General features: G+C 64.9%; 11 protein-coding genes. 9 read left to right on the top strand and 2 right to left on the bottom strand.

Translation table 11 applies throughout. From position 1 onward, the window contains the following. Positions 1-33: 33 nt before the first annotated feature. Positions 34-258 carry a DUF2007 domain-containing protein gene (locus tag KHP60_RS06110; RefSeq protein ID WP_213562691.1) on the top strand — a complete coding sequence of 75 codons (225 nt, stop codon included), beginning with the start codon at positions 34-36 and terminating at the stop codon, positions 256-258. Next, on the top strand, positions 251-991 hold the full coding sequence (locus KHP60_RS06105) for a tRNA1(Val) (adenine(37)-N6)-methyltransferase (protein ID WP_213562690.1): 741 nt from the start codon (positions 251-253) through the stop codon (positions 989-991). The genes KHP60_RS06110 and KHP60_RS06105 overlap by 8 nt, the downstream gene beginning before the upstream one ends. Positions 992-1,022: 31 nt before the next feature. On the opposite strand, the gene KHP60_RS06100 is transcribed toward KHP60_RS06105, so the two are convergent. Next, positions 1,023-1,355 carry a hypothetical protein gene (locus tag KHP60_RS06100; RefSeq protein WP_213562689.1) on the bottom strand — a complete coding sequence of 111 codons (333 nt, stop codon included), beginning with the start codon at positions 1,353-1,355 and terminating at the stop codon, positions 1,023-1,025. 163 nt (positions 1,356-1,518) lie between these two features. Between KHP60_RS06100 and KHP60_RS06095 the strand changes: the two genes are divergently transcribed. The 5 genes from KHP60_RS06095 to KHP60_RS06075 all read left to right on the top strand — a co-directional run bounded on the left by KHP60_RS06095 (position 1,519) and on the right by KHP60_RS06075 (position 7,186). After that, a complete protein-coding gene (locus KHP60_RS06095; protein WP_249688557.1) occupies positions 1,519-2,403 on the top strand; it encodes a S49 family peptidase in 885 nt (294 codons plus the stop codon). 240 nt (positions 2,404-2,643) lie between these two features. Next, entirely contained in the window at positions 2,644-3,585 is a 942-nt protein-coding gene (locus KHP60_RS06090) for a glycine--tRNA ligase subunit alpha (RefSeq protein WP_213562688.1), read from the top strand. 134 nt (positions 3,586-3,719) lie between these two features. Next, positions 3,720-4,085 (top strand): endonuclease domain-containing protein, encoded by a 366-nt coding sequence (locus tag KHP60_RS06085; protein WP_249688556.1) that lies wholly within the window; start codon positions 3,720-3,722, stop codon positions 4,083-4,085. 15 nt (positions 4,086-4,100) lie between these two features. Beyond that, positions 4,101-6,356, top strand: a complete 2,256-nt coding sequence (gene glyS, locus KHP60_RS06080) for a glycine--tRNA ligase subunit beta (RefSeq protein ID WP_213562686.1) — start codon at positions 4,101-4,103, stop codon at positions 6,354-6,356. A gap of 191 nt (positions 6,357-6,547) precedes the next feature. Continuing rightward, positions 6,548-7,186, top strand: coding sequence for a L,D-transpeptidase (locus KHP60_RS06075; protein ID WP_213562685.1), 639 nt, complete (start codon positions 6,548-6,550; stop codon positions 7,184-7,186). 126 nt (positions 7,187-7,312) lie between these two features. Here KHP60_RS06075 and KHP60_RS06070 read toward each other — a convergent pair whose 3' ends face one another. Beyond that, a complete protein-coding gene (locus KHP60_RS06070) occupies positions 7,313-9,385 on the bottom strand; it encodes a calcium-binding protein (protein ID WP_213562684.1) in 2,073 nt (690 codons plus the stop codon). A gap of 210 nt (positions 9,386-9,595) precedes the next feature. On the opposite strand from KHP60_RS06070, the gene ppdK reads away from it, so the two are divergent. Beyond that, complete coding sequence (gene ppdK, locus KHP60_RS06065) at positions 9,596-12,274, top strand: pyruvate, phosphate dikinase (RefSeq protein ID WP_213562683.1); 2,679 nt, start codon at positions 9,596-9,598, stop codon at positions 12,272-12,274. A 2-nt stretch (positions 12,275-12,276) separates the two neighbouring features. After that, a complete protein-coding gene (locus KHP60_RS06060) occupies positions 12,277-12,543 on the top strand; it encodes a hypothetical protein (RefSeq protein WP_213562682.1) in 267 nt (88 codons plus the stop codon). The last annotated feature ends 12 nt before the right edge of the window (positions 12,544-12,555 follow it).

The raw sequence follows: 12,555 nt of genomic DNA, 5'->3' as shown, positions 1-12,555 counted from the left end.
AAACGCTTACCGCACGGGAAGGATCTAAGGCCGATGGTCGAAATCGTCCGCACCAACGATCTCGTTCTGATCGGCTTCCTACAATCTCTCCTGGAAAACGCCAAGATCCCCGTTCTGATCGCCGACATGCACATGAGCGCTCTGGAGGGCATGATCGGCGCCTTTCCGCGTCGGATCCTCGTGCCCGAGGATCATCGGGCCCAGGCGCGCCGCCTGATTGCCGAGGCCGGGCTCGAAGCCGAGTTGCGGCATGAATGAGGTCACGGAAGATCTCCTCCTGGGCGGGCGCGTCCGCCTCGTTCAGCCGGAAAAGGGGCACCGGGCCGGTACCGATGCGGTGCTGCTCGCGGCCTCGGCGCCGGTGAAGCCCGGCGACGTCGTGGTCGATGTGGGGGCGGCGACGGGGGCTGTCGGGCTCATAGCGGCGGCCCGGGAGAAGGGCGCCCGCTTCGTCTTCGTGGAGCGGGATTCTCACCTTGCGGAACTCTGCCGCCGGAACTGCCGCGACAACGGCGTTGAGGGCGAGGTTGCCGTCGCGGACGTGCTGGACAAGGCCTCGCGCGAGGCTGCGGGGCTGAACCCGGAGAGCGCCGATCTCGTCCTCACCAATCCCCCCTTCCTGGAAGAGGGGCAGGCCCGGATCTCGCCCGACCGGCGTCGGGCGGCAGCCCATGCCCTCCCGGCGGGCGGGCTGGAGGACTGGCTCAAGGCCTGCACGGGGCTTCTCAAGCCCAAGGGCCGCCTCGTCCTGATCCACCGGGCCGACCGGGTGGCCGAATGCCTTGCGATTCTGGAAAAACGGCTTGGCGGCCTGGAACTCCGCTTCGTCCATCCGAGCGCGGAACGGCCTGCGATCCGCTTTCTCGTGTCCGGCATGAAAGGCAGCCGGGCCCCGTTAAGCATCCTGCCGCCGCTGATCCTGAACGGGCCCGATGGACGCTTCACCCCGCAGGCCGAAGCCCTGCACCGAGGGGAAGCGAACCTTTCATGAAAAAGGGCGCCTGAGGCGCCCCTTCTCAGAATTACCAGCGATAGCCGGGTCGGCCGACCGAGCGGCAGACCTCGATCGGACGGCGCACCCACCGGTAGCCGTTCCAGACCCGCCGCGGCTCGACCCAGCAGCGGCGCGCCGTGCGGACCGGGCGATAGGCTCCGTAAGGACGTCCATAATAGGGACGACGTCCATAATAGGGACGACGTCCATAATCGGGGCGCCCGTACTGGACGCTCACGACCGGGGCAGGGCCGCCATAGCCGTAACCGCGATAATAGGGCTGCGCCTCGGCCGGCTGTACGGACAGAGCACCAAAGCCAAGAGCTGCAAAACCAAGAAGACCGAAAACAAGCTTGCGCATCAATATCTCCTCAACTCCGCCCGGACACCGGGTTGCAACGGTGTCACGACCGGGCTGTTGTCCATGATGAAGGTTTAAACGATCTTAACTGAACGCAGCCCGACAATTTCCCTAACGGTATGTTCATCTTGGGAAGCCGGGCCGTGCACCCTACATAACCGCCATGGCTCAAACATCGTTCTCCTCCATGCTCCCGGCACGTCTCCAATTCCTCCTCCCGAGCAAATATCGCACCTATGCTCATCCCATCGTGTCCGTGGTGCGCCTGTCGGGCCCCATCGGGGCCGTGCTGCCCCTGCGCCAAGGGCTCGCCATGCAAAACGTGGCGCCCCTGCTGGAGCGCGCCTTCTCGGTGCCGGGCGCGAAGGCTGTGGCGCTGGTCATCAACTCGCCGGGCGGCTCGGCCGCGCAGTCGCACCTGATCTTCAAGCGCATCCGGGCCTTTGCCGAGGAAAAAAAGCTTCCCGTCATCGCCTTCGTGGAGGACGCGGCGGCCTCCGGCGGCTACATGATCGCCTGCGCGGCGGACGAGATCTATGCGGATCCGGCCTCCATCGTCGGCTCCATCGGGGTCGTCTCGGCGAGCTTCGGCTTCCATGAGCTGATCGAGCGCATCGGCATCGAGCGCCGCGTGCATACCGCCGGCAAGAGCAAGGCGATGCTCGATCCGTTCCGGCCCGAGAATCCGGACGATGTGGTGCGCCTGAAGGGGCTCCAGCGCCAGATCCACGACGTGTTCGTCGGCCTTGTGAAGGAACGCCGGGGCGAAAAGCTCAACGATTCCTACGACGATCTCTTCTCCGGCGCCTTCTGGGTCGGGGCGGAGGCCCTCGATCTCGGCCTCATCGACGGGCTCGGCGACATCCGCACCATCCTGCGCCAGCGCTTCGGCGAGAAGGTGCGATTTCGCATGATCGAGCCCGCCCGCCCGCCGCTGCTGGGACGCCTGCTCGGCCGGCGCTCGCTCGGGCAGAGCAGCCTGATCGACCCTGGCGAGATCGTCGGCGCGCTCGAGGAGCGGGCCGCCTGGGCGCGGCTGGGGTTGTAAGCGCTCCCGTGTCATCCCCGGCGGTCCGCAGGACCGGGAAGGGGATCCGCTCCCATCCACACCTCACGTCATCACCGGCCTTGTGCCGGTGATCCCGACTGGAAGGGCGCTGCGCTCCACCGCATCGGGATGGCCGGGTCAAGCCCGGCCATGACGGCGAGTATACCCCCGACGCTTGACTTGGGCCGCCCGTCATCACAAGGGTTCGCCTGACATTTTCGAGACAAACCGGACGCCGATATGACGAGCGAACCCGCGCACATGAACCCTGCGCGCTCTTTCCAGGGCCTGATTCTCACGCTCCAGCGCTATTGGGCCGAACAGGGCTGCGTCATCCTCCAGCCATACGACATGGAGGTCGGCGCGGGCACCTTCCACCCGGCCACCACCTTGCGGGCTCTGGGTCCCAAGCCCTGGCGCGCGGCCTATGTGCAGCCCTCCCGGCGCCCGAAGGACGGGCGCTACGGCGAGAACCCGAACCGGCTCCAGCACTATTACCAGTTCCAGGTGATCCTGAAGCCGAACCCGCCGAACCTGCAGGAGCTTTACCTCGGCTCGCTCAAGGCCATCGGCATCGACACCTCCGTCCACGACATCCGGTTCGTCGAGGACGATTGGGAGAGCCCGACGCTCGGCGCATGGGGCCTCGGCTGGGAATGCTGGTGCGACGGCATGGAAGTGTCGCAGTTCACTTATTTTCAGCAGGTGGCAGGCTTCGAGTGCTCGCCGGTCGCTGGCGAGCTGACCTACGGCCTCGAGCGCCTCGCCATGTATCTGCAGGGCGTGGAATCGATCTACGATCTCAACTTCAACGGTCTCGAAGGCGACCGGAAGGTCACCTACGGCGACGTCTTCCTGCAGGCCGAGCAGGAATATTCGCGCCACAACTTCGAATACGCCGACACGGAGATGCTGTTCCGGCACTTCCGCGACGCGGAGGCAGCCTGCCGCAAGTATCTCGCGGACGGCGAGCCGAAGCCCGGCTCCAACGACAACCGCCATCTGATGGCGCTGCCGGCCTACGACCAGTGCATCAAGGCCAGCCACGTGTTCAACCTGCTCGACGCCCGCGGCGTGATCTCCGTCACCGAGCGCCAGAGCTACATCCTGCGCGTCCGCGAACTGGCGAAGGCCTGCGGCGCGGCCTGGCTGAAGACCGAGGGCGGGGGCGTGGCGGCGTGAAGCACCACCGTGTTCCCTCCCCCTTGAGGGGAGGGCTAGGGTGGGGGTGTCGACTCCGCAGGGCCGAGTTCCAAAGTCCCATGTCCCGAACGACGAAAGTAGGAACACTTCACTCCCGAGTCCTCCGCAGGCGGATGACCGATGCCGAGAAGCGTCTCTGGTGGCATCTGGAGCGTATTCCGCTTGCCGATACTCATTTCCGCAAGCAGGCCCCAATCGGCCCTTACGTCGCGGACTTCGTCTGTCATAAGGCCAAGTTGATTCTGGAAGTCGATGGAGGCCAGCACGGCCTCGAAAACGGCCTCCAAGCCGATGCGGCACGAACCGCTTGGCTAAGGATGCAAGGTTATAGGATTCTTCGATTTTGGAACCATGAAGTGTGGAGCCAGATCGATGTCGTGCTCGACACGATCTATGCGGCTCTTTACACCGCACCTTCGAACGGCGCTGGCGCCGACACCCCCACCCCTAACCCCTCCCCACAAGGGGGAGGGGAATAGAGCGGCGAACCAATTATGCCCGATCTTCTCCTCGAACTGTTCTCCGAAGAAATTCCTGCCCGCATGCAGCGTCGTGCGGCGGAGGATTTGAAGAAGCTTGTGACCGACGCGCTCGTGGAGCGCGGGTTCCTCTATGAGGGCGCCAAGGCCTTCGCCACGCCGCGGCGGCTGGCGCTGCAGGTCGCGGGCCTGCCCGTGAAGGGGCAGGACGTGCGCGAGGAGCGCAAAGGCCCGCGCGTCGGCTCACCGGAGGCTGCGATTCAGGGTTTCCTGAAAGGAGCGGGGCTGTCCTCCATCGAGCAGGCGAAGATCGAGAGCGATCCGAAGAAGGGCGAGTTCTACGTCGCCGTCATCGAGAAGCCCGGCCGCTCGACGCCGGACGTGCTGGCCGAGATCCTGCCCGGCATCGTCAAGAATTTCCCCTGGCCGAAATCCATGCGCTGGGGTGCGGCCTCGAAGGAGCCCGGTTCGCTTCGCTGGGTGCGTCCGCTCCATTCCATCGTCTGCACCTTCGGACCCGAGACCGAGGATCCGGACGTGGTGCGCTTCGAGGTCGACGGCATCGCCTCGGGGAATACGACCCGCGGCCACCGCTTCCTTGTTCCTGATTTGTTCCACGTGAAACATTTCGGCGATTATGTGCAGGGGCTGGAGCGCGCCAAGGTCGTGCTCGATGCCGACCGCCGCAAGGACATGATCCTGCACGACGCGAAGGATCTCGCCTTCGCGCAGGGCCTTGAACTCGTCGAGGACGAAGGCCTGCTCGAAGAGGTCGCCGGCCTCGTGGAATGGCCCGTGGTGCTCATGGGCTCCTTCGACGAAGCCTTTCTCGACATTCCGCCCGAGGTGATCCGCACCACCATCCGGGCGAACCAGAAATGCTTCGTCGTGCACGATCCCAGGACCGGCAAGCTCGCGAACAGGTTCCTGCTCACCTCGAACCTCGTCGCCGGCGACGGCGGCAAGACGATCGTCGGCGGCAACGAGCGCGTCGTGCGCGCCCGTCTCTCCGATGCGAAGTTCTTCTGGGAGACGGACCAGAAGGTGAAGCTGGAAGACCGGCTGGAGAAGCTGAAATCCATCGTCTTCCACGAGAAGCTCGGGACGCAATACGAACGCGTGGAACGCATCGCGGCGCTCGCCAGGGAACTGGCGCCCGTCGTCGGCGCCGATCCAGTGTTGGCGGAGCGTGCAGCCCGTCTCGCCAAGGCCGATCTCGTCACCGAGATGGTGGGCGAGTTCCCCGAACTGCAGGGCCTCATGGGGCGCTACTACGCGACCCTGCAGGGCGAGCACGCGTCCGTCGCGGCCGCCCTCGAGGAGCATTACAAGCCCCTCGGCCCCTCCGACCGCGTGCCGACCGATCCGGTCTCGGTCGCGGTGGCGCTCGCCGACAAGATCGACACCCTCGTGGGCTTCTGGGCCATCGACGAGAAGCCGACGGGCTCGAAGGATCCCTACGCGCTGCGCCGTGCGGCCCTGGGCGTGATCCGGCTGGTGCTGGAGAACGACCTCAAGCTGCCGCTGATCTCCCGGCTGGCGAAGCCCTTCGCGCGCGACGCGAAGGACGTTCTCTTCGAGGAGTTCCTGCAGGCCAAGAAGCTCGTCGAAGCCATCGAGGACAGCGCAATCGCCGGGCTCGTCAATCATCCGACCCTGCCGGATCTCGAGTCCATCTTCCGGCAGCGGCAACTGGGGAATTCGGAAAGCCTTGCGCGCATCATGTATGTGCGTGCGCTCGATCTCCTCTCCTTCTTCGCCGACCGCCTGAAGGTCTATCTGCGCGACCAGGGCGCGCGTCACGATCTCATCGACGCGGTGTTCGCGCTCGAAGGCCAGGACGACCTGCTCATGATCGTCCGCCGCGTGGAAGCGCTCGGGCGCTTCCTCGACACCGAGGACGGCAGGAACCTGCTTGCCGGCTATCGCCGCGCGGCCAACATCCTGCGCATCGAGGAGAAGAAGGACGGGCGTGCCTACAACGAGGCTCCGGATCTTCAGATCGTGAACGATCACGGACAGATCGAGGAGAAGGCGCTTGCCGTGGTCCTTCACGGGGCGAAGGAAGAGGCGCAGAAAGCCATCGAAGCGGAGGATTTCGAGGGCGCGATGCGCGCCTTGTCCCGTCTGCGCCAGCCCGTGGACGCGTTCTTCGACAAGGTGACGGTGAATGCGGAGGATGCCGCCCTTCGGGCCAACCGCCTGCGGCTCCTGAACGACATCCGTGAGGCGACCCGCACGGTGGCGGATTTCTCCCGCATCGAGGGATAAGGTGTCCGGCGACATGGCTCCCGCCCGTCGCCGGAAGTACGGCACACCCGGAACAGGCTGTTTCCACCCTGTTGGAGGCACTCCCCGGAGAGCCCCAAGGGTTAATTCATGTTAAGGTGTGGCGTGAGGGGCACAGCCAATCGGCCACCTAGGCTCTAGGTAGGCGGCAACCAATTCAATTCAGAAGACCGATGATGATTCGACGCCTCCTGATTGCCGCTCTTCTGAGCGCCCCCCTTGCTGCCTGCCAGACCGCCCAGCAGCCGGTCGCCACGGCGGACGATTCCGCCTGGTATGTCGGCATGATGCCGGACAAGCCCCACAACATCCCGCTGGTCGACCGCCGCAAGATGGACCCGAAATACGCCCGCCAGACGGTGGAGTACAAGGGCCCCGAGAAGCCGGGCTCCATCGTGGTCGATATCGACGAGCGCATGCTCTACCTCGTCCAGCCCGAGGGCAGGGCGATCCGCTACGGCGTCGGCGTCGGCAAGCAGGGCTTCTCCTGGAGGGGCATTGCGTCCGTTGGCCGCAAGGGCGTCTGGCCCAACTGGTCGCCCACCAAGACCATGGTCGGCATCAAGCCCGAGTTGCCGCGCTACATGGAGGCCGGTCTCGACAACCCGCTCGGCGCCCGCGCGCTCTATCTGCACCAGAACGGCGCCGACACGCTCTTCCGCATCCACGGCACCAACGAGCCCTGGAGCATCGGCGAACAGGTCTCCTCCGGCTGCGTCCGCATGCTCAACGAGGACGTCGCCGACCTCTACGAGCGCGTCCCCGTCGGTACGACGGTCTATGTGAAGCGCAACGGGCGGTACCGGGTCTGAGGACACGGGCAGCCGCAGGTTTTGGCCCGCCGGAGCGGAGGCTCCGGCGGGCTTTTCTTTATGGGCCGGGTTCGCCGGGCATCTTCCCAATCGTTCTGAACGGAGGCCTAGTGGCCGCCTCCGTTCTCAGACGAAGAAGACGTCCTTGTAGGCAAGGGCGGTGCCTTCTCCGGTCTGGAGCTTCACGGTGGCGATCTCCAGGGCCTTCTTCGTGCCCGAGCCGTCGGCATCGAAGAACAGCTTGTACGTCTTCGCGTTCACCTTCTTGGCGATGAAGAAGTCGTCCCGGTCCTTGGCCTGATTGAAGGCAAGCCACCCCCTCTTGATCGCAATCGCGTGGTCGAGCGCGGCGTTCTTGCCCTTCAGGTATCGGGCGATGGTCGTGTTGCCGAAAGCCGCATCGTCGAAATAGAGCGAGTCATAGAGCGGTCCGAAGTCGACGATCGTGTCCTTGTTCTTCACCGCAGTTCGGGCCGTGAGCTTGCTGTCGAACACAAAAGCGTCCTGGCCCGAGCCGCCCGTCAGAGCATCCCTGCCGGCCTTGCCGAAGAGAGTGTCGTTGCCCGTGCCGCCTGTAAGACGGTCGGCCCCGCTCGTGCCGCGCAGCACGAGGGGCGTGGGCTGCGGATTCGGAGGAGGCGTGACGGGAGGCTCGAGAGGCGGCGTCAGGCTCGCAAGATCGAGTGCCTCGCCGGTGAGCGTGAATCGGACGGCTTCGACATTGCGCAGCACATCCGCGCCGTCCCTATTCGCGACCAGATCCGTGACGGTGAACGTGCCGTCCGCATTCGCCACGATGGTGTAGCTGCTGCGTGCGCCGACAAACACCGCTGTGTCGCGTCCCGCGCCGCCATCCAGGACATCGTTGCCTGCTCCGCCGGTCAAGCCGTCGTCGCCGCCTTCGCCGGACAGCAGGTCTATCCCACCGCCGCCCGCCAGCACATTGGCTGCCGCGCTGCCCGTGAGCCTGTCGCTTGCGGATCCGCCGATGAGATTCTCGATCCCCAGGAGGATGTCGTTGCCCATCCCGGTGTCTTGCGGGAATTCGAGCCTCAGATCCACGATCGCGCTGGTCCCGCCGCTGAAATCCGCGGTATCGATGCCGCTGCCTCCATCCAGGACGTCGTTCCCGCCGCCGCCGCCGATCTGCGTGTCGTTCCCGTCTCTGCCGCTCAGGTTGTCCGCACCGGCGAGGCCTTTCAGGACGTTGTCGGCATCACTGCCCTTGATCGTGTCGTTGCCAACGGCGCCGGTCACGTTCTCGAAGTTCAGAAAGACGTCGGTTCCCCAGGCATTGACCTGGGCCGTCGTCAGGCTCAGATCGACCGACACCGCGACGCCGGGATCCGTCGACAGGTCGTAGGTCAGCGTGTCGATGCCGCCTCCGGCGTCGATCATGTCGTTGCCAAGACCGTCGGAAAACGTCTCGTTTCCGGAGCCTCCGAATGCTCTGTCGTTTCCGGAACTCAGCAGGACCGTTCCGGCGATCGTTCCCGAACGGCTGTCGAACACGTCGTCGCCGCCGCGCATGTCCATGTTGCCCGTGATGGCGCCGCGGTTGACGAAGACGTTGCCGGCTGCGTTGCCCACGAAGGCCAAGATATCAGCTTGAATTACCCCTATATTGGTCACCACCGTGGAGACGCCGGTCCCTTCGGGCAGTATGATTCCGTATCCGAGAGCCTTGATGGTGCCGCTATTGGTGATCGTACAATCGTTTCCGATGATCACCATCCCGTTCTTCGTCTGGAGCTCCCCGGCATTCTCGATGACTGCACCGTTCCCAAAGGTCCTGATACCGTCCTCCGCCGTGATCGAGCCGGTATTGACCACCACGCTGCTGCCGTCGCCGATACTGATGCCGACCTTCGAGGCGGTGATCGTGCCATGATTGACGACAGTGGCCTGTTTCTGCAGGGCGATGCCGTAACCGTTAATCGCGTCGATGGAGCCGGTGCGGGAGACCATGACGTTATAGGAATTTCGCGCGGTCGACGGATCGTAGATGCCGCCGCCGGCGGTCAGCGTCCCGTGAACCGTGATGGTCCCGCCGGCGCCTGCACTGGCATCGAGAGCGAAGCCCGTGCTGGTATAAGGGCCCGCGATGGTGATCCCCGGATTGACGGTGACCGAGCTGTGATCGGTAAGCAGGGTTAAGGTCGTAAACTGGTCGGTCGTGATGACGATTGGGGAGGGCACGCTCGTATCCTTTGAAACTACCTTTCTCCTAATAAAGTTGCAGACGCCGTGGAACTCTCGCTTTCGAGGGTAACGTAGCGCGACTGTTCCCTGAGCGTTCATGAACCGGGAGGCCGGAACCGTGGCTGTTCAGCTTGCGTTTGGGCTCTACATGCTTCAAGCCAACACCTGCGCGGCAGCAGGGCGTATTCAGAGCCAAGGGATCGAGCGATGACGCAGTGGGTCTATACCTTCGGGGACGGTAAGGCCGAGGGCCAGGCGGGGATGAAGAACCTGCTGGGCGGCAAGGGGGCCAATCTCGCCGAGATGTCCAATCTGGGCCTGCCGGTCCCTCCGGGCTTCACCATCACGACGGAAGTCTGCACCTATTACTACGACCACGGCCGCTCTTATCCTGAGGAGCTGAAGGCCCAGGTCGCGAACGCCCTGACCTATGTCGGACGCCTCACGGGCCGCACCTTTGGTGACGCCGAGAATCCGCTGCTCGTCTCCGTCCGCTCCGGCGCCCGGGCGTCCATGCCGGGCATGATGGACACGGTGCTCAATCTCGGGCTCAACGACGTCACCGTAGGCGCCCTGGCTACGGGCGCGGGCGACGAGCGCTTCGCCTATGACAGCTACCGCCGCTTCATCACCATGTATTCCAACGTGGTGCTGGACATCGAGCATCACCATTTCGAGGAGATCCTCGACGAGCTCAAGGACCGCAAGGGCTACTCGCTCGACACGGATATGACCGCCGAGGACTGGAAGTCCCTGATCCCGCGCTACAAGGCACTGGTCGAGAAGGAGCTGGGCAAGCCCTTCCCGCAGGACCCGCAGGAGCAGCTCTGGGGCGCCATTGGGGCCGTGTTCGGCTCCTGGATGAACAACCGCGCCATCAAGTACCGCGAGCTGCACGCCATCCCGGCGAGCTGGGGCACGGCGGTGAACGTGCAGGCCATGGTGTTCGGCAACATGGGCGAGACCTCCGCCACCGGCGTGGCGTTTACCCGCAACCCCTCCACCGGCGAGAGCGAGCTCTACGGCGAGTTCCTGATCAATGCGCAGGGCGAGGACGTGGTGGCGGGCATCCGCACCCCGCAGGACATCACCGAAAAGGCGCGTCTTGCGTCGGGCTCCGACAAGCCTTCGATGGAAGGCGCGATGCCCGAGGCTTACAACGAGCTGGTGCGCATCTACGGCATCCTGGAGAAGCACTACCGTGACATGCAGGACATGGAGTTCACGGTGGAGAAGGGCAAGCTCTGGATGCTCCAGACCCGCAACGGCAAGCGCACGGCGAAAGCGGCCTTGCGCATCGCGGTGGAGCTCGCCTCCGAGGGTCTGATCACCCAGGAAGAGGCCATCACCCGCGTCGAGCCCGCGGCCCTCGATCAGCTGCTGCATCCCACCATCGACCCCAAGGCAGAACGCAAGATCTTAGGCACTGGCCTGCCGGCCTCTCCGGGTGCCGCGTCGGGCGAGATCGTGTTCAACTCGGACGACGCTGAAGCGGCCAAGAAGGCCGGCCACAAGGTCATCCTGGTGCGGGTCGAGACCTCGCCTGAAGACATCCACGGGATGCATGCGGCCGAAGGCATTCTGACCACCCGCGGCGGCATGACCTCGCACGCGGCGGTGGTCGCCCGCGGCATGGGCAAGCCCTGCGTGTCCGGTGCGGGCTCGATCCGCGTCGATTACACGGCGCAGACGCTCACCGTCGCTGGCCAGACGCTGAAGAAGGGCGAGATCATCACCATCGACGGCTCGAACGGCCAGGTGCTGCTGGGCCGGGTGGAGATGCTGCAGCCGGAACTGTCCGGCGAGTTCGCCACCCTCATGGGCTGGGCCGACAAGGTGCGCCACATGAAGGTGCGCGCCAATGCGGAAACGCCGCTCGATGCCAAGACCGCGCGCAACTTCGGCGCGGAGGGCATCGGCCTGTGCCGCACGGAGCACATGTTCTTCGAAGGCGACCGCATCGTGGCCGTGCGCGAGATGATCCTCTCCGACGACGAGGCGGGACGTCGCGCGGCGCTCGCCAAGCTGCTGCCGATGCAGCGCAAGGATTTCGTCGAGCTGTTCACGATCATGAGCGGCCTGCCGGTCACGATCCGCCTGCTCGATCCGCCGCTGCACGAGTTCCTGCCGCATTCGGAGGAGGAGATGCAGGAAGTGGCGAAGGCGATGAACGCCTCCGTCGACAAGCTCAGGCACCGCGCCCGCGAGCTGCACGAGTTCAACCCGATGCTCGGCTTCCGCGGCTGCCGTCTCGCGGTGGCTTATCCGGAGATCGCCGAGATGCAGGCGCGTGCCATTTTCGAGGCGGCGGTGGAAGCCGGCAAGACGACCGGCCAGCCCGTCGTGCCGGAGGTCATGGTGCCGCTCGTGATGACGAAGCCGGAACTCGACTGGGTGAAGGCGCGCATCGTCGCCATGGCGGAGGCCGTGAAGGCCGAGAGCGGCGTTGCCATCGAGTATCAGGTCGGCACGATGATCGAGCTGCCGCGGGCGGCTCTGCGCGCTGGCGAGATCGCGGAATCGGCGGAATTCTTCTCGTTCGGCACCAACGATCTCACGCAGACGACCCTCGGCATCTCGCGCGACGACGCAGCTTCGTTCCTGGGCCCTTACACCCAGAAGGGGCTGCTGCCGGCCGATCCCTTCGTCACCATCGACCAGGAGGGCGTGGGCGAGCTGGTGAAGCTCGCGGTGGAGCGGGGCAAGAAGACGCGGCCGAACATCAAGCTCGGGATCTGCGGCGAGCATGGCGGCGATCCGGCGTCGATCCATTTCTGCCAGTCGGTCGGGCTCGATTACGTGTCCTGCTCGCCCTACCGGGTGCCGATCGCACGTCTCGCGGCCGCGCAGGCGGCGCTCGGCAACAAGGCCGCGAGTCAGGCATAAAAATGGCCCTGTCGCGCATCCGCTTGTTCTACATCATCGCGGTGCTGATCTCCGGCATCGCGGCGGGACTTCTCATATTGCAGCAGCCTCACCTGCAGCAGGCGGCCGTTCCGCCGGCGGCTTGGCCCTTTGCCGTTTCGCTGGTGCTCGATCTTGCTATCGGGCAACTGGCAGCCCAGGGTAGAGTTCAGCCGCTTACCATGGGAGATCGATTTGTCGCCGTAATCGGTGCAGGTTTGATCGTCACGGTGATGGTGGCTTTGGGATAAGAACGTCGGAGC

It is taken from the genome of Microvirga sp. 3-52, assembly GCF_018383585.1.
In the GTDB taxonomy this organism is placed as follows: domain Bacteria; phylum Pseudomonadota; class Alphaproteobacteria; order Rhizobiales; family Beijerinckiaceae; genus Microvirga.
The sequence above is the reverse complement of the archived record's forward strand: the minus strand, read 5'-3'. Positions and strand labels throughout refer to the sequence as shown.

Bases quoted from the DNA above. Each gene is read 5' to 3' on its own strand.
- KHP60_RS06110 (WP_213562691.1), top strand. From the start codon at position 34: ATGGTCGAAATCGTCCGCACCAACGATCTCGTTCTGATCGGCTTCCTA.
- KHP60_RS06105 (WP_213562690.1), top strand. From the start codon at position 251: ATGAATGAGGTCACGGAAGATCTCCTCCTGGGCGGGCGCGTCCGCCTC.
- KHP60_RS06100 (WP_213562689.1), bottom strand. From the start codon at position 1,355: ATGCGCAAGCTTGTTTTCGGTCTTCTTGGTTTTGCAGCTCTTGGCTTT.
- KHP60_RS06095 (WP_249688557.1), top strand. From the start codon at position 1,519: ATGGCTCAAACATCGTTCTCCTCCATGCTCCCGGCACGTCTCCAATTC.
- KHP60_RS06090 (WP_213562688.1), top strand. From the start codon at position 2,644: ATGACGAGCGAACCCGCGCACATGAACCCTGCGCGCTCTTTCCAGGGC.
- KHP60_RS06085 (WP_249688556.1), top strand. From the start codon at position 3,720: ATGACCGATGCCGAGAAGCGTCTCTGGTGGCATCTGGAGCGTATTCCG.
- glyS (WP_213562686.1), top strand. From the start codon at position 4,101: ATGCCCGATCTTCTCCTCGAACTGTTCTCCGAAGAAATTCCTGCCCGC.
- KHP60_RS06075 (WP_213562685.1), top strand. From the start codon at position 6,548: ATGATGATTCGACGCCTCCTGATTGCCGCTCTTCTGAGCGCCCCCCTT.
- ppdK (WP_213562683.1), top strand. From the start codon at position 9,596: ATGACGCAGTGGGTCTATACCTTCGGGGACGGTAAGGCCGAGGGCCAG.
- KHP60_RS06060 (WP_213562682.1), top strand. From the start codon at position 12,277: ATGGCCCTGTCGCGCATCCGCTTGTTCTACATCATCGCGGTGCTGATC.